General features: G+C 66.1%; 13 protein-coding genes. 5 read left to right on the forward strand and 8 right to left on the reverse strand.

Annotation, left to right across the window (positions count from 1 at the left end):
• Window positions 1-29 precede the first annotated feature (29 nt).
• From LU671_RS13395 to LU671_RS13405, 3 genes are all read left to right on the forward strand, one after another.
• Entirely contained in the window at window positions 30-809 is a 780-nt protein-coding gene (locus tag LU671_RS13395) for a fimbrial biogenesis chaperone (protein ID WP_203647344.1), read from the forward strand.
• Between the two features lie 68 nt (window positions 810-877).
• A complete protein-coding gene (locus LU671_RS13400; protein ID WP_232855920.1) occupies window positions 878-3,211 on the forward strand; it encodes a fimbria/pilus outer membrane usher protein in 2,334 nt (777 codons plus the stop codon).
• On the forward strand, window positions 3,208-4,176 hold the full coding sequence (locus LU671_RS13405; protein ID WP_232855896.1) for a Csu type fimbrial protein: 969 nt from the start codon (window positions 3,208-3,210) through the stop codon (window positions 4,174-4,176). The genes LU671_RS13400 and LU671_RS13405 overlap by 4 nt, the downstream gene beginning before the upstream one ends.
• 164 nt (window positions 4,177-4,340) lie before the next feature.
• On the opposite strand, the gene LU671_RS13410 is transcribed toward LU671_RS13405, so the two are convergent.
• From LU671_RS13410 to LU671_RS13420, 3 genes are all read right to left on the reverse strand, one after another.
• Window positions 4,341-5,489: a M14 family metallopeptidase gene (locus tag LU671_RS13410; protein WP_232855897.1), complete on the reverse strand. Its 1,149-nt coding sequence runs from the start codon at window positions 5,487-5,489 to the stop codon at window positions 4,341-4,343.
• Window positions 5,490-5,675: 186 nt separating this feature from the next.
• The gene (locus LU671_RS13415; RefSeq protein WP_232855898.1) at window positions 5,676-6,191 is read right to left on the reverse strand and encodes a DUF4880 domain-containing protein; all 516 of its coding nucleotides are present in this window, start codon (window positions 6,189-6,191) and stop codon (window positions 5,676-5,678) included.
• Window positions 6,192-6,854: 663 nt separating this feature from the next.
• Window positions 6,855-7,169 (reverse strand): DUF6124 family protein, encoded by a 315-nt coding sequence (locus LU671_RS13420; protein ID WP_203647340.1) that lies wholly within the window; start codon window positions 7,167-7,169, stop codon window positions 6,855-6,857.
• Window positions 7,170-7,258: 89 nt separating this feature from the next.
• Here LU671_RS13420 and LU671_RS13425 point away from each other — a divergent pair, with 89 nt between their 5' ends.
• Complete coding sequence (locus LU671_RS13425) at window positions 7,259-7,963, forward strand: XRE family transcriptional regulator (RefSeq protein WP_232855899.1); 705 nt, start codon at window positions 7,259-7,261, stop codon at window positions 7,961-7,963.
• Between the two features lie 130 nt (window positions 7,964-8,093).
• Here LU671_RS13425 and LU671_RS13430 read toward each other — a convergent pair whose 3' ends face one another.
• The 4 genes from LU671_RS13430 to LU671_RS13445 are packed head-to-tail and all read right to left on the reverse strand — an operon-like array spanning window position 8,094 to window position 13,646.
• Entirely contained in the window at window positions 8,094-10,046 is a 1,953-nt protein-coding gene (locus LU671_RS13430; protein WP_232855900.1) for an acetyl-CoA carboxylase biotin carboxylase subunit, read from the reverse strand.
• A complete protein-coding gene (locus LU671_RS13435; protein WP_232855901.1) occupies window positions 10,043-10,852 on the reverse strand; it encodes a gamma-carboxygeranoyl-CoA hydratase in 810 nt (269 codons plus the stop codon). The genes LU671_RS13430 and LU671_RS13435 overlap by 4 nt, the downstream gene beginning before the upstream one ends.
• Window positions 10,853-10,855: 3 nt before the next feature.
• A complete protein-coding gene (locus LU671_RS13440; protein ID WP_110733340.1) occupies window positions 10,856-12,463 on the reverse strand; it encodes a carboxyl transferase domain-containing protein in 1,608 nt (535 codons plus the stop codon).
• 19 nt (window positions 12,464-12,482) lie between these two features.
• The gene (locus LU671_RS13445) at window positions 12,483-13,646 is read right to left on the reverse strand and encodes an isovaleryl-CoA dehydrogenase (RefSeq protein ID WP_050706477.1); all 1,164 of its coding nucleotides are present in this window, start codon (window positions 13,644-13,646) and stop codon (window positions 12,483-12,485) included.
• 321 nt (window positions 13,647-13,967) lie between these two features.
• Here LU671_RS13445 and LU671_RS13450 point away from each other — a divergent pair, with 321 nt between their 5' ends.
• A complete protein-coding gene (locus LU671_RS13450; RefSeq protein ID WP_232855902.1) occupies window positions 13,968-15,638 on the forward strand; it encodes an AMP-binding protein in 1,671 nt (556 codons plus the stop codon).
• On the opposite strand, the gene LU671_RS13455 is transcribed toward LU671_RS13450, so the two are convergent.
• Window positions 15,613-15,873: an acyl carrier protein gene (locus LU671_RS13455; protein ID WP_232855903.1), complete on the reverse strand. Its 261-nt coding sequence runs from the start codon at window positions 15,871-15,873 to the stop codon at window positions 15,613-15,615. The genes LU671_RS13450 and LU671_RS13455 overlap by 26 nt on opposite strands.
• Window positions 15,874-15,880 lie beyond the last annotated feature (7 nt).

Genomic DNA, 15,880 nt, shown 5'->3' on the forward strand with positions numbered 1-15,880 from the left:
CGCCGCGAATAACCGAGAAGGAGAGGGGCATGGGGGCAGGCGCGAAACGGGCGCGTGGGATCATCGGGCTGCTGCTGTTGGCCAGCTGCGCATCGGCCTTCGCGGCCACTTCGGTGCTGATCTGGCCGATCGACCCGGTGCTGGAGGCCGACCAGAAGGCCGGCGCGCTGTGGCTGGAAAACCGCGGCTCGGCGCCGACCAGCCTGCAGGTGCGGGTGTTCGCCTGGCGCCAGGGCGAGTACCAGGAGCAGTTCCAGGCCCAGCGCGAGATCATCGGCAGCCCGCCGGTGGCCACTATCGCGCCGGGGCAGAAGCAACTGATCCGCCTGACCCGCACCGGCAGCTCGCCCGCAGGCCAGGAGCAGGCCTACCGCATCATCATCGACGAGATCCCTTCGCCGCTGCCGGCCGATGCCGCCAGCGAAGGGCCGAAGGCGGCGATCCGCCTGCAGATGCGCTACTCAGTGCCGCTGTTCGTCTACGGCGAGGGGCTGTGGGGCAAGCCCGACCCGGAAGGCAGGCGCAGCGCCGAGGGCGTGGGCAAGCCGCAGTTGAGCTGGCGCGCGGTGAGCGTGCAGGGCAAGCCCTATGTCGAGCTGCGCAACACGGGGCCGGTGCATGCGCGGCTGACCGATGTGGTGCTGCAGCAGGCCGGCCAGGACCGGCCGCTGGTCGAGGGGTTGCTTGGCTACGTGCTGCCCGGCGCCAGCATGCGTTGGCCGGCACCGGCCACGCCGGGTGCGGCCAGCGTGCTCAAGGGACGGGTCAACGGCCAGGAGGTGGCCCAGGCCATCAAACAGGGGCAATGAGCCGCGCTTGAACGGATCACAGGGGCCAGGGAGGACCCGGTAATGGTTGGAAATCGTGTGTGAGCTGGGTGCGGGTGGCAACGCACCGGTTGTGGCTGGGCCTGGCGGTGCTGGGGCCCGGCCTGGGCGTGGCCGACGACCTGCCGCCGCCGCCCTCGGAACATGCCGCCATCGCCGACGCCACGCTGTACCTCGACCTGCTGGTGAACCAGGTGGCCAAGGCTGAGCTGGTGCCGGTGCAGCAGCGCGCCGGGCGCCTGTATCTGGCCAGCGAGGTGTTGCGCGAGGCGGGCGTCAGGCTGCCGGGCGAGCCCCAGGGCGAAGTGGCCCTGGACGAGATCCCCGGCCTGCACAGCGACTACGACAGCCAGAACCAGCGCCTGCTGCTGCAGGTGCCGCCGGCCTGGCTGCCCGACCAGCAGGTCGGCGAGCGCAACCTGTACCCGGCCAGCGACGCCCGCAGCAGCTTCGGCGCCTTGCTCAACTACGATGCCTACCTCAACGACACCGACGAGGGCGGCAGCTACCTGGCCGCCTGGAACGAGCTGCGCCTGTTCGACGACTGGGGCACCTTCTCCACCACCGGGCAGTGGCGCCAGTCGTTCAACGGCGCCCAGGCCCAGGGTCGCCAGGGCTTCCTGCGCTACGACACCACCTTCCGCTACACCGACGAGCAGCGCCTGCTCACCTATGAGGCGGGCGACCTGGTGACCGGCGCGCTGCCCTGGACCACCTCGGTGCGCGTGGGCGGCCTGCAACTGTCCCGCGACTTCGGCGCCCGTCCCGACCTGGTCACCTATCCGCTGCCGGCCTTTGCCGGCGAAGCCGCCGTGCCGACCTCGCTGGACCTGTTCATCAACGGCTACAAGAGCAGCAGCACCGAACTGCAGCCGGGCCCCTACACACTGACCAACGTGCCGTTCATCAACGGCGCCGGCGAGGCCGTGGTGGTGACCACCGACGCCCTCGGCCGGCAGGTGTCGACCACCTTGCCGTTCTACGTCACCAGCAGCCTGCTGGCCAAGGGGCTGTCGGACTTCTCGGTGGCCGCCGGCAGCCTGCGCCGCGACTATGCCGTGCGTGATTTCGCCTATGGCCCGGGCGTGGCCTCGGTGACCTTGCGCCACGGGGTGTCCGACTACTTCACCCTGGAAACCCATGCCGAAAGCGCCGAGTCGATGATGCTCGGCGGCCTGGGCGGCAACCTGCGCCTGGGTACCTTCGGCGTGCTCAACGCGGCGCTGACCCAGAGCCGTTTCGAAGGCGATACAGGGCAGCAGGTGGCGCTGGGCTACCAGTACAACAGCCGGCGCATCGGCTTCAACTACCAGCGCGTGCAGCGCCACGGCGACTACGCCGACCTGTCGCTGGTCGACAGCCCCTTCACCCGCCTGAGCCAGCGCAGCGAGCAGGCCACCCTGAGCCTCAACCTGGACCGCTACGGCAGCCTCGGCGCCGGCTACTTCGACGTGCGCGCCGGCGACGGCACGCGCACGCGGCTGATCAACCTGAGCTGGAGCAAGCCGCTGTGGCGCAACAGCAGCCTGTACCTGTCGGCTAACCGCGAGGTCGGTGACAGCCAGTGGGCGGTGCAGGCGCAGCTGGTGATCCCCTTCGACCTGCGTGGCACCCTGGCCTTCAGCGCCGAGCGCAGCAAGGACGGCCAGGACCTGCAGCGGGTCAACTACAGCCAGGCGGTGCCGGTGGGCGGCGGGGTGGGCTACAACCTGGGCTACGCCACCGGCGGCAATCGCGATGACTACCGCCAGGCCGACCTGACCTGGCGCCTGCAGTCGGTGCAGTTGCAGGTGGGCGCCTACGGCAGTAGCGGCGAGATGACCCGTTGGGCCGATGCCAGTGGCTCGCTGGTGCTGATGGACGCAGGTTTGTTCGCCGCCAACCGCATCGACGACGCCTTCGTTGTGGTCAGCACCAGCGGCTACGCCGACGTGCCGGTGCGCTACGAGAACCAGCAGATCGGCCGCACCGACCGCAACGGCCACCTGTTGGTGCCGTACAGCAGCGGCTACTACCGCGGCAAATACGAGATCGACCCGATGGACCTGCCCGCCGATGTGCTGGCGCCGCAGGTGGAGCAGCGCGTGGCGGTGCGTCGTGGCAGTGGCTACTTGCTGGAGTTCCCGCTCCAGCGTGTGCTGGCGGCGAGCCTGGTGCTGGTCGATGCTGACCAGCAGGAGCTCAAGCTGGGCAGCCGGGTGCACCACCAGGAGAGCGGCGGCGAGGCGGTGGTGGGGTGGGATGGGCTGGTCTATCTGGAGAACCTGTCAGCGCACAATCGCCTGCAGGTGGACAAGGCTGATGGCGGGCAGTGCCAGGTGGCGTTTGACCTGCCTGAAGGGCAGGGCCCGATTCCGCTGATCGGCCCGCTGGTGTGCCGATGAACTGGCTGGCCAGGGGGTGCCTGGCGGGGCTGCTGCTGTTGCCAGGGCCGGCCTGGGCGTTGTGCTCGGCGGTGGCCACCGCGCCGGCGGCGTTCGGATCGGTCAACTCGACGCTGGTGCGCACCACGGTGCAGAGCGCTTCGAGCACCAACGCTGGCCTGCAATGCACCGGTTCGCTGTTGTCGTTGCTGGTCAGCAGCGACCATTTCTACGCCACCATCACCTCTTCCAGCAGCGGCCTGGTGGGGCCGACCGGCGATGTGATCCCCTATACGATCTACGCCAACAACACCACCAGTTACCCGATCAGCCGGGGCGTGCAGTTCGACTTTGCCCGCAACGGCATCATCGACGCCCTCGGCCTGCTCAACGGCACCACGCCCAAGACCGTGCCGCTGTACCTGAAGACCGTGGTCGGCGCCAACGTCGCCGCCGGCCTGTACCAGGAAACCCTGAACATCGCCTGGAGCTGGAACTACTGCTCGGGTATCGGTATCGGCAACATTTGCCTGGGGCGTGACATCGGCAGCGGTAACCAGACCCTGCTGGTCAGCCTTACGGTGACCAACGACTGCCAGATCACCACGCCCAACATCAGCTTCGCCAGCGCGCCGGTGGTGGCCGGGTTCGGCACGGTGAACCAGAGCGTGAGCGTGTCGTGCACCAAGGGCAGCAACTACACGGTGGGGCTGGATGACGGGCAGAATGTCTTGAGCGGACGGCGGCGGATGAAGTCCAGCGCCAACAACTACCTGGCCTACGATATCTTCAAGAGCGCCGGCGTGGTGCGCTGGGGCTCGGTGGGTGCGGCGCGGCGCTCGAGCAGCGATGCCGAGGTGAACCCCGGAGCGGGGACCGGGACCGGGAGCCAGGTGTTCAACTACAACGCCAAGGTGTACACCGACCAGGCCACGCCACCGGCGGCGACCTATACCGACAGTGTGATTCTGGATGTGCAGTTCTGAGTGATGCAACTTGCCGTGCGCCCCCCCCCTGTGTAGGAGCGGCCTTGCGCCGCGAAAGGGCTGCGAAGCAGCCCCGGCAATACCTGCCGCGACGCTGAGATCCTGGGGCTGCTCCGCAGCCCTTTCGCGGCACAAGGCCGCTCCTACACAGGGAAGCGTGCTGCTCAGCGCAGATCGCCGACCATCTTCAGCAACGTCTCCAGCACCGCCCCGGCCAGCGCCTTCGAGCGTTCGCCCGACCAGCCGGTGCGTGGATTCGGCGCATCGTCATGGTCCTTGAACGGCATCTCCAGGGTCAGCGACAGGCAGTCATGGGCCTGGCCCACGGCATTGCACGCCAGGGTCATGTTGGCCTGGCCCGGTTCGTCGCGGGTGTAGCCGTATTTCGTCTGGAAGTCCTTTGTCAGGCTGCACAGGGTGCTGCGGAACTGCTCTTCCAGTTTGGCGATGCGTGGCGTGTAGCCGGGGTTGCCCTCGCAGGCCGCGGTGAACACATGGGGGATCTCCTCGTCGCCATGGGCATCGATGAACGCATCCACGCCATGCAGCTTCATCTGGCTCTGGGCGAAGAACACCTCGGGGCTCAGTTCGACGCTGGCGTCCTGCCAGGCGCGGTTGAGGTCCTTGCCCTTGAAGTTGGTGCGCAGGTGGCCGAGGAAGGCGCCGTCCGGGTTCATGTTGGGGATCAGGTACAGGTCGGCCTTGGCCAGCAGTTGCTGGATGACCGGGCCGTTGGCTTCGAGGGCGTCGATCACGCCTTCCATGAACCACTCGGCCATGTGCTCGCCCGGGTGCTGCTGGGCGATGATCCATAGCTTACGCTTGCCGGTCGCACCGTCGCCCGCACGCAGCAGGGGAATGTCGCGCCCTTGCACGCTGCGCCCGCTGGCCAGCAGCTCGACGCCGGGAATCTGCTTGGCGCGCTCGATCAGCTGGTTGTGGCGCGCACGAGGGTAGGGCTCGAAGTAGGCGAACCAGGCCTGCGCCTGTTCAGCCTTGAAGTCGAAGCTCAGGGCCTTACCGTCGAACTGGCTGGGCACGCGGAACCAGGTCTGCTGGTCGTAGGAGGCCACGGCGTGGTAGCCGGTCCAGGCGTTCTTGTAGGAGGACTCGGCAGCGTTGTCCAGGCTGAAGCGATGGACCTGGCCCGGGGTCAGGCCGCTGGCCTTGAAGTGGAACCACTGGAAGTGGTCGCTGTGGCTGTCCTTGCGGATGTTCAGGTGGACGTGCGCAGGGTTGCTGGCGTCCAGGACCAGGATGTTGCCGGAGTCGAAATCGCAGTCGATGTGCAGCGGGGAGAGCGTCACGGTCATTGCCAGCCTCCTGTTGGCGTTGTTGTGACTGTACTCTACACCGCTTGGCGGCGGGGGTGCGCAGGTTAATTGGACTGGGGGCGCTCTGCGCCCCCTTCGCGGCACAAGGCCGCTCCTACAGAAGTGCGCGGTTTCCTGTAGGAGCGGCCTTTTGCCGCGAAGGGCTGCAGCGCAGCCCCAGACTCTTCAGGCCAGTAGCCCCAGCGCTACAAGCGCAGCAACACCAAGCCCGACGGCAATCGAGCAGCCACCCAGCGATAACGCCGCACGCCCTTGCCGGTACCAGCCGTCATGGCCCAATTGTCGGGCAGGGGCAAGCAGGCTGCGCCAGCGCAGTTCGGTTTCGTGGAAGGCGCGCAGGTGGTCGGGGTCGGCATCCAGCCAGCGGCGGAAGTCGATGCGTTCGCTGGCGGTCACCTGCGGGCTCTGCAGGCGCACGTACCATTGGCCGGCGATGCTGGCCAGCGCGTCGCCGGGGGCGCGGGCGGTCTGCAGGGCCTGGTTCATGTGGCGCTCGATGCTGATCAGCGGCAGGTCCAGGCGTTCAGCGATGGCGGCGAAGCCCTGCTGGTCGAGGCGGTTGAGCAGGAAGACTTGCTGGACCCGGCGCGGCAGGCGCTTGAGCGCATGCAGCAGCGCGTCCTCGCCATGCTGTTCGGCGGTGCGCGGGTCGTGCTCGAGGGGCAGCAGCAGGCGGGTCATGGACAGCTCCTTGCTCATTAAGGAAAGGGGTGGGGGCATCTTCCTTGATGCAGAATCAGCTTAAGCTAAACGAGATTGATTCTCAAGTGCTGATTCCGCAAAGATTTGTAATGAGCGTTCACGTCCTGACACAGTTTTGCTATCATCGCCGCCATCAACGATCTTCATTAGCCTGAAGAGCCAAAAAAAATGACCCGGCAAAAAGCCGGGTCAAAAACCGTGATTAGCCTGATGAGGAGATAATCTGAGCGTCCGACCTGAGGACGTTGCAGGTTATCCAGCGGGTCTCGCGACCTGCTGAGTGCAATGATAATCGTTATCATTTGCCAGTCAAATGATTTTTCCGCGATTGGCAAAAAAATATCTAACTGACGCACACCTCGTCCCCGGCAATCGGGGCTTTTGCCGTTCGTCGGCTATCACGTTCTCCCTTCACAGCCATCCCTTTCAAGCTTTGCGATTTTTGGGATATGGCTGTTCCTATTCAAGATTGCCGGGGTCGCTTTGCGACCCTTTCGCGGCACAAGGCCGCTCCTACAGGAGACCGCGCGCCCCTTTAGGAGCGGCCTTGCCGAGGCGTCGGACCGGCCGGAAAAGGCTGCAAAGCAGCCCCGGCAAATCCAAGCCGGACGCCAATTATCAGCACCTTGAAAGGGCTGTCCTTCAGATCGATGCCTTTTCCGTGGCGTGGCACTGCTCGAGCAGGGCGCGGGCCATGTTGACCATGTGCATCAGCGCAAACACTACTTCCCGCGTCGTGCCCTGCAGATGGTTGCCGGTTTCCTGTGCTGTGGCCGACGCGCAGCGCAGCAGGGCCATGGCATGGTCGCAAGCCTGGGCGTTGCTGACGCCATCGCGCAGGGTCCATAGCGAACGCTCCAGGTCGCGGGGCGTGGGGGTGGGGTTGAGGTAGAAATCGAGGGCGCGGCGGGCTGCTTCTTCGTCGAGATCTGTTTCCGTTTCTTTCGAGATGCTCATCCTGATTACCTGCGAATACCAATAGGTGAAAGGTGAAGTCCGATTCTAATACCTAAAGTATTGAAATGTGTTTAGGCAAATACTACTTGATGTGTATTGAACGCAGGGAGGCAGTCCGTATCGTGCCTGCGATGAATATGGACAAATGGATAGCTCTGGTCCGGGAACGGATCGAGGAGCTCGATATCTCCCAGGAGCAGCTTGCCGAACGCGTTGGGGTTTCCCAGGGCAGCATCGGCCATTGGCTGAAGAAACGCCGTCAGCCTCGGGTCGACTCGATGAACCGCACGTTCATCGAGTTGGGCATGCCGCATTACCAGGTCAGCATGCAACTGCGTGTGCTGGGGCAGGTGGGTGAGGAGCGGGCGCGTTATGGCCTCGAGGACGACGATGACGACGGGCTGGCGAAATACTTCGTGTGTTTCCGCTATCCGGTACGTGACTGGAGCACCTTGGGTCAGCAGGAGCAGGAAGCGCCGGAGGTCTTCGAGCAGACTGACTACCTGGCCCAGGGCAAGGCGTTCTGGCTGACGGTCGAGAACGACACCATGAGTGCCGCCAGTGGCAGGAGCGTGCCCGAGGGGGTTCGAATCCTGGTCGATGATGGTGTGCCCGCCGAGCCGGGGCGTCTGGTGATTGCCCGGCTGCCAGGCAAGTCCGCGATCTTTCGGCAGTTGACCGAGGAGGGTGGGCAGCGGTATCTGAAGGCGCTCAACAATGTCTATCCGACTTTGGTGTGCGAGGAGGGCTGCGAGTTCCTTGGTGTTGTGGTGCGGATGCACGGGGTGCTCTAGATCACCGGGGCTGCTGTGCAGCCCTTTCGCGGCACAAGGCCGCTCCTACAGGAAACCGAGCTTCCCTGTAGGAGCGGCCTTGTGCCGCGAAAGGGGCGCAAAGCGCCCCTAGCTCAACCTTCAAAGCTCGTTAAGCCTCCAACTCGACCAACACTGTCCCTTCGCTGACCATATCCCCCTCCTGGCAGAACAGTGCCTTCACTGTCCCGGAGTGCGGCGCCCGAATGCTGTGCTCCATCTTCATCGCCTCCAGCACCACCAGCGCGGTACCGGCCTCGACCACCTGCCCCGGCTCCACCAGTACCCGCACGATACTCCCGTTCATTGGCGCACCCAGCCCGCCCTGATGGCTGTGGCTGGCTTCCGCCGCCGCAATCGGGTCATGGACGCTGACCGCATGCAACTCACCCTGCCACTGCAGGTACAGCGTGCCGCCCCGACGCACCGCCAGGTGACGACGGCGCAGGCCGTCCACGTCATGACACAGCTGCTCCCCCTCCAGGCGATAAGTCGAAGGCGCGCTGCGCTCCAGTGCCACCGCCTGTTCATGCCCGTCGCACTGCAAATGCAGGCTGCTGCGCGCCGGCAAGCCCAGGCGCAGGCCATCACGGGCCGCCCACGGTGAAGCGCGGTCGTCCTGGCGCTGCAGCGCTGGCTCGCCTTGCAGCCACGCCTCGGCGGCGGCTTCCCAGAATTGCGCCGGCAGCGCCTGGGGCGCAGGCAGCAACACGTCCTGATGACGCGGAATGAACCCGGTGTCCAGTTCCGCCTGGGCAAACGCCGGGTGCGCAAGGATGCGACGCAGGAAGGCGATATTGGTCTTCAGCCCGCCAATGGCGAACTCATCGAGCATCGCCAGCAACCGCAGGCGCGCCTGCTCGCGGTCCTGGCCCCAGGCGATCAGCTTGCCCAGCATCGGGTCATAGAACGGCGACACCACGTCGCCTTCGCTGACGCCGCTGTCCACCCGGCGGCCTTCGCCCGGTGCCGACTCGCGGTACAGCGCCAGGGTGCCGGTGGCCGGCAGGAACTCGTTGGCCGGATCCTCCGCATACAGCCGCACCTCGATGGCATGGCCGATCAGCGGTACTTGCTCCTGGGTGATCGGCAGCGGCTCGCCGCAGGCCACGCGGATCTGCCAGGCCACCAGGTCGAGCCCGGTGATGGCCTCGGTGACCGGATGCTCCACCTGCAGGCGGGTGTTCATCTCCATGAAGAAGAACTCGCCGCGGGCATCGAGCAGGAACTCGACAGTGCCGGCGCCCACGTAGCCGATGGCCTGGGCGGCGCGCACCGCGGCCTCGCCCATGGCCTTGCGCAGCTCGGGAGAGAGGCCCGGTGCCGGCGCTTCCTCGACCACTTTCTGGTGGCGGCGCTGGATCGAGCAGTCGCGCTCGTTGAGGTACAGGCAGTTGCCGTGCTGGTCGGCGAACACCTGGATCTCCACATGACGCGGCTTGAGCACGTACTTCTCGACCAACATGCGCGCATCGCCGAACGACGACTGCGCCTCGCGTTGCGCCGAGGCCAGGGCGTCGGCCAGCTGGCTCTCGTCCTCGACCACCTTCATGCCCTTGCCGCCGCCCCCGGCGCTGGCCTTGAGCAGCACCGGGTAGCCAATGCGCTCGGCGGCGGCGCGGAAGGTCTCCAGGTCCTGGGCCTCGCCGTGGTAGCCCGGCACCAGCGGCACGCCGGCGGACTCCATCAGCGCCTTGGCCGCCGACTTGCTGCCCATGGCGTCGATGGCGCTGGCCGGTGGGCCGAGGAAGATCAGACCGGCCTGTTCGATGGCGCGGGCAAAACCGGCGTTCTCCGACAGGAAGCCATAGCCCGGGTGGATCGCCTGGGCGCCGCTGGCCTTGGCGGCGTCGAGCAGCTTGTCGATCACCAGGTAGCTTTCGGCGGCCTTGGTGCCACCGAGGTCTACACGGATATCGGCTTCGCGGCTATGGCGCGCATCGCGGTCGGTGGCGCTGTGCACGGCCACGGTGGTCAGGCCCATGGCCTTGGCGGTGCGCATCACCCGGCAGGCGATCTCGCCGCGGTTGGCGACCAGCAGGGTGGTCAGCGTGGGTCGGCTCATGAGCGCGGCTCCTTGTTGTCTTGCCAGGCGGGGCGGCGTTTTTCCAGGAAGGCGCGCAGGCCCTCCTGGCCTTCGGCGCTGACGCGGATGCGGGCGATGGTGTTCTCGCAGTAGCGACGCAGGGCCGGACTCAGCTCGCCGGCGTCCACTTCGCGCAGCAGGTCCTTGGTGGCGCGCAGCGCCTGCGGGCTGTTCTGCAGCAGGTTATCGACCCAGGCTTCGACCTGGGCGTCCAGCTCGGCGGCCGGGTATACCTCGGCCAGCAGGCCCAGGTCGCGGGCGCGCACGCCGCTGAAACGCTCGGCGGTAAGGGCATAGCGGCGGGCGGCGCGCTCGCCGATGGCCTTGACCACGAACGGGCTGATCACCGCCGGGGCCAGGCCGATGCGCACTTCCGACAGGCACAGCTGCGCGTCCTCGGCGCCGATGGCCATGTCGCAGCAACTGATCAGCCCCAGCGCGCCACCGAAAGCGGCGCCTTGCACCACGGCCAGGGTCGGCGTCTTGAGCCGGTGCAGGGCATACATCAGCTCGCCCAGTTCGTGAGCGTCGTCCAGGTTGGTGTTGAAGTCCAGCTGCGCCGACTGCTGCATCCAGGCCAGGTCCGCGCCGGCGCTGAAGTGCCGGCCACGGCCGCGCAGCACCACGAAGCGCAGGCTGGCGTCTTCGGCCAGCTGGTCGAGGGCGACGATCAGTTCGCGGATCATCTGCGCATTGAAGGCGTTGTTCTTGTCTTCCCGGCTCAGCCACAGGGTGGCGAAGCCGCGAGGGTCCTTGACCAGTTCAAGGGTGGCGAATTCGCTCATGGGTCACATCCGGAAAATGCCGAAGCGGCTCTGTTCGATCGGGGCGTTCAGCGCGGCGGACAACGCCAGGCCGAGCACGTCGCGGGTCTGCGCCGGGTCGATGACGCCGTCGTCCCACAGCCGGGCGCTGGAGTAGTAGGGGTGACCCTGGCGCTCGTACTGGTCGAGGATCGGCTGCTTGAGCTTCTTCTCGTCTTCGCTGCTGAACACCTCACCGCTGCGCTCGCTTTGCTCGCGCTTGACCTGGGCCAGCACGCCAGCCGCCTGTTCGGCGCCCATCACGCCGATGCGGGCGTTGGGCCACATCCACAGGAAGCGCGGGTCGTAGGCGCGGCCGCACATGCCGTAGTTACCGGCGCCGAAGCTGCCGCCGATGATCACCGTGAACTTCGGCACCTGGGCGCAGGCCACCGCGGTCACCAGCTTGGCGCCGTGCTTGGCGATGCCGCCTTCCTCGTACTTCTTGCCGACCATGAAGCCGGTGATGTTCTGCAAGAACAGCAGCGGTATGCCGCGCTGGCAGGCCAGCTCGATGAAGTGCGCGCCTTTTTGTGCAGCTTCGGCGAAGAGGATGCCATTGTTGGCCAGGATCGCCACCGGGTAGCCGTGCAGGTGGGCGAAGCCGCACACCAGGGTGGTGCCGAACAGCGCCTTGAACTCATCGAACACCGAGCCATCGACCAGCCGCGCGATCACCTCGCGCACATCGAACGGCTGCTTGGCGTCGGCCGGGACCACGCCGTACAGCTCCTCGGCGTTGTACAGCGGTGCGATCGGCGCCTGGCATTGCAGCTTGCCCTGCTTGTGCCAGTTGAGGTTGGCGACGCTGCGCCGGGCGATGGCCAGGGCGTGCTCGTCGTTGTCGGCGTAGTGGTCGGCCACGCCGCTGGTGCGGCAGTGCACGTCGGCGCCGCCGAGGTCCTCGGCGCTGACCACTTCACCGGTCGCGGCTTTCACCAAGGGTGGGCCTGCGAGGAAGATGGTCGCCTGCTGGCGCACCATGATCGCTTCGTCGGCCATGGCCGGCACATAGGCGCCGCCGGCGGTGCACGAGCCCATCACCACGGCGATCTGCGGTATCCCCAGGGCGCTCATGTTGGCCTGGTTGAAGAAGATCCGACCGAAGTGCTCGCGGTCGGGGAACACTTCGTCCTGGCGCGGCAGGTTGGCGCCGCCGGAGTCCACCAGGTAGATGCACGGCAGGCGGTTCTGCAAGGCGATGGTCTGGGCGCGCAGGTGCTTTTTCACCGTCAGCGGGTAATAGGAGCCGCCTTTGACCGTGGCGTCGTTGGCCACGATCATGCACTCCACGCCTTCGACGCGGCCGATGCCGGCGATCACGCCGGCGGCCGGCACGTCTTCGCCGTACACCTCATGGGCGGCCAGCTGGCCGATCTCGAGAAACGCCGAGCCCGGGTCGAGCAGGCGGTCGATTCGCTCGCGGGGCAGCAGCTTGCCCCGCGAGGTATGCCGCTCCTGGGCCTTCGGTCCGCCGCCCTGACTGACCTGGGCGAGCAGGCCGCGCAGGGCCTGGACCTGTTCGAGCATGGCCGCGCTATTGCTGGCGAATTCCGCCGAGCGCGGGTTGATCTGGGTATGCAAGGTAGCCATGGACGCCGGTTCCTTGTGCTCAGCGGGTTTCGTTGAACAGTTCGCGGCCGATCAGCATCCGGCGGATCTCGCTGGTGCCGGCGCCGATCTCGTACAGCTTGGCGTCGCGCAGCAGGCGGCCGGCCGGGAACTCGTTGATGTAGCCGTTGCCGCCAAGGATCTGGATCGCTTCCAGGGCCATCTGCGTGGCGCGCTCGGCGGTGTAGAGGATCACCCCGGCGGCGTCCTTGCGGGTGGTTTCGCTGCGGTCGCAGGCCTGGGCCACGGCGTACAGGTAGGCGCGGCTGGCGTTGAGCTGGGTGTACATGTCGGCGATCTTGCCCTGGATCAGCTGGAACTCGCCGATGCTCTGGCCGAACTGCTTGCGGTCATGGATGTACGGGACTACCAGGTCCATGCAGCTCTGCATGATGCCGGTGGGGCCGCCGGCGAGCACCACGCGCTCGTAGTCCAGGCCGCTCATCAGCACGCGCACGCCGCCGTTGAGCTGGCCGAGGATGTTTTCTTCCGGTACTTCGACGTCATCGAAGAACAGCTCGCAGGTGTTGGAACCGCGCATGCCGAGCTTGTCGAACTTGTTGCTGCGAGTGAAGCCTTTCCAGTCGCGCTCGACGATGAACGCGGTGATGCCGTGGGGGCCCTTGTCCAGGTCGGTCTTGGCGTAGATCACGTAGGTGTTGGCGTCGGGGCCGTTGGTGATCCAGGTCTTGCTGCCGTTGAGCACGTAGCGGTCGCCGCGTTTTTCGGCGCGCAGCTTCATCGACACCACATCGGAGCCGGCGTTGGGCTCGCTCATGGCCAGGGCGCCGATGTGCTCGCCGCTGATCAGCTTGGGCAGGTACTTGAGCTTCTGCTCGTGGGTGCCGTTGCGGTTGATCTGGTTGACGCACAGGTTGGAGTGGGCGCCGTACGACAAGGCCACCGAGGCCGAGGCGCGGCTGATTTCTTCCATCGACACCACGTGGGCCAAGTAGCCCAGGCCGGCGCCGCCGTATTCTTCCGGCACGGTGATGCCCAGCAGGCCCATGTCGCCGAACTTGCGCCACATGTCGGCGGGGAACAGGTTGTCGTGGTCGATCTGCGCGGCGCGCGGGGCCAGTTCGGCGGCGACGAAGGTGCGCACCTGGTCGCGGAGCATGTCGATGGTTTCGCCCAGGGCGAAGTTCAGGCTGGGGTAATGCATGTGGGGGCACCTTCTTGTTCTTGAAATTGGGTTACACCGTAGCCCAAGGATCTTCCGCAAACCCTGTGGGAGCGGGTTCACCCGCGAATGCGTCAGCAGGGTCACCGTCATTGCCTGAATGATCGCATTCGCGGGTAAACCCGCTCCCACAGGGTCGGCGGCGCATTGCCGGGCTCGGCGCCGTTTTCACCTTTACGTTAACGTAAGCCTGCCTTGTATTGCTGTCAATCCAGTCATCACCTTTACGTAAACGTAAATCTACGCCAGAGTAATTGCCGCCTGCTTCAGTCATGCCCAGAACAACCACAAGAAGGGACAACCATGCCTCAACCAAGCTACACGCGCGGCCGTCAAGACAAACCATTGCTCACCCTGACCATCGGCCAGGCCTTCGATGCCACCGTCGCCCTTCATGGCGAGCGCGAGGCGCTGGTGGTGCGCCACCAGGGATTGCGCTACAGCTGGCGCGAGCTGGCCGCCGAGGTCGATGTGCATGCCCGGGCCTTGATGGCGCTGGGCGTGGAGGTGGGCGAGCGGGTCGGTATCTGGGCGCCCAACTGCGCCCAGTGGTGCATCCTGCAACTGGCCACGGCCAAGGTCGGCGCGATCCTGGTCAACATCAACCCGGCCTATCGGGTGGGCGAGCTGGAATACGTGCTGCGCCAGTCCGGCTGCCGCTGGCTGGCGTGCGCCGATGCCTTCAAGACCTCCGACTACCACGCGATGGTGCAGGAGCTGGTACCTGAGCTGGCGGTCCATGCCGTGGGCGAGCTGGCCAGCGAACGCCTGCCCGACCTGCGCGGGGTGATCAGCCTGGCCGCCGAGCCGCCTGCGGGCTTCCTGCCCTGGACCGCGCTGGCCGGGCGGGCAGGGCAGGTGGAACTCACCGCCTACGAGGCCCGGCAACAGGGCCTGCAGTTCGACCAGCCGGTGAACATCCAGTACACCTCCGGCACCACCGGCGCGCCCAAGGGCGCGACCCTGAGCCACTACAACCTGCTCAACAACGGCTACATGGTCGGCGAGAGTCTGGGCCTGACCGAGCAGGACCGCATGGTGATCCCGGTGCCGCTGTACCACTGTTTCGGCATGGTCATGGGCAATCTCGGTTGCATCACCCACGGCAGCACCCTGATCTACCCCAACGACGCCTTCGACGCCGAACTCACCCTGCGCGCCGTGGCCGAGGAGCGCGCCAGCATCCTCTATGGCGTGCCGACCATGTTCATCGCCATGCTCGATCACCCCAGCCGCCCCGTGCTGGACCTGTCCAGCCTGCGCAGCGGCATCATGGCCGGTGCCACCTGCCCGATCGAGGTGATGCGCAAGGTCATCGAGCAGATGCACATGGCCGAGGTACAGATCGCCTATGGCATGACCGAAACCAGCCCGGTCTCGCTGCAGACAGGTCCCGACGATGGCCTGGAGCTGCGCGTGACCACCGTGGGCCGCACCCAGCCGCAGCTGGAGACCAAGCTGGTGGACGCCGACGGGCGCATCGTTGCCCGGGGCGAGATCGGCGAGCTGTGCACCCGGGGCTACAGCGTGATGCTCGGTTACTGGGACAACCTGCAGGCCACCCATGACGCCATCGATCCGGCCGGATGGATGCACACCGGCGACCTGGCGGTGATGGACGATGACGGCTATGTGCGCATCGTCGGGCGCAACAAGGACATGATCATTCGCGGTGGCGAGAACATCTATCCGCGCGAGCTCGAGGAGTTCTTCCACACCCACCCGGCGGTGGCCGAGGCGCAGGTGGTGGGGATTCCGTGCAGCAGGTATGGCGAGGAGGTGGTGGCGTGGATTCGCCTGCATCCCGGACACAGCGCCAGTGCCGAGGAACTGCAACAGTGGTGCAAGGCGCGGCTGGCGCATTTCAAGACGCCACGGCATTTCCGCTTCGTCGATGAGTTTCCGATGACGGTGACGGGGAAGGTGCAGAAGTTCCGGATGCGCGAAATCAGCGTGGAGGAGCTGGGGGGCTAGGCATCGCCTTGTAGACCAGGTCGACCAGCTCGGCAAAGGTGGTGTAGGTCTGGACTTGATCGGGGATGAAGATGCCGAATGTCTCCTCCACGATGGCTTGCAGTTCCACCACGTCGAAACTGTCGGCGCCCAGTTCGTCCATGGCGATGTTCGGGCGGATTCGGTGCAGGCTCTGTTCGAGGAAGCCGGCGAGGATCCATTGCAGGTGGAAGGCGATGTAGAGGCGCGAGCGCATGCCGGAG

The sequence above is a fragment of the Pseudomonas sp. NMI760_13 genome, from assembly GCF_021283245.1.
Taxonomy (GTDB): domain Bacteria; phylum Pseudomonadota; class Gammaproteobacteria; order Pseudomonadales; family Pseudomonadaceae; genus Aquipseudomonas; species Aquipseudomonas peradeniyensis.

Bases quoted from the DNA above. Each gene is read 5' to 3' on its own strand.
- LU671_RS13435 (WP_232855901.1), bottom strand. From the start codon at position 10,852: ATGAGCGAATTCGCCACCCTTGAACTGGTCAAGGACCCTCGCGGCTTC.
- LU671_RS13410 (WP_232855897.1), bottom strand. From the start codon at position 5,489: ATGACCGTGACGCTCTCCCCGCTGCACATCGACTGCGATTTCGACTCC.
- LU671_RS13425 (WP_232855899.1), top strand. From the start codon at position 7,259: ATGTGTATTGAACGCAGGGAGGCAGTCCGTATCGTGCCTGCGATGAAT.
- LU671_RS13420 (WP_203647340.1), bottom strand. From the start codon at position 7,169: ATGAGCATCTCGAAAGAAACGGAAACAGATCTCGACGAAGAAGCAGCC.
- LU671_RS13440 (WP_110733340.1), bottom strand. From the start codon at position 12,463: ATGGCTACCTTGCATACCCAGATCAACCCGCGCTCGGCGGAATTCGCC.
- LU671_RS13415 (WP_232855898.1), bottom strand. From the start codon at position 6,191: ATGACCCGCCTGCTGCTGCCCCTCGAGCACGACCCGCGCACCGCCGAA.
- LU671_RS13450 (WP_232855902.1), top strand. From the start codon at position 13,968: ATGCCTCAACCAAGCTACACGCGCGGCCGTCAAGACAAACCATTGCTC.
- LU671_RS13405 (WP_232855896.1), top strand. From the start codon at position 3,208: ATGAACTGGCTGGCCAGGGGGTGCCTGGCGGGGCTGCTGCTGTTGCCA.
- LU671_RS13455 (WP_232855903.1), bottom strand. From the start codon at position 15,873: ATGCGCTCGCGCCTCTACATCGCCTTCCACCTGCAATGGATCCTCGCC.
- LU671_RS13395 (WP_203647344.1), top strand. From the start codon at position 30: ATGGGGGCAGGCGCGAAACGGGCGCGTGGGATCATCGGGCTGCTGCTG.
- LU671_RS13445 (WP_050706477.1), bottom strand. From the start codon at position 13,646: ATGCATTACCCCAGCCTGAACTTCGCCCTGGGCGAAACCATCGACATG.
- LU671_RS13430 (WP_232855900.1), bottom strand. From the start codon at position 10,046: ATGAGCCGACCCACGCTGACCACCCTGCTGGTCGCCAACCGCGGCGAG.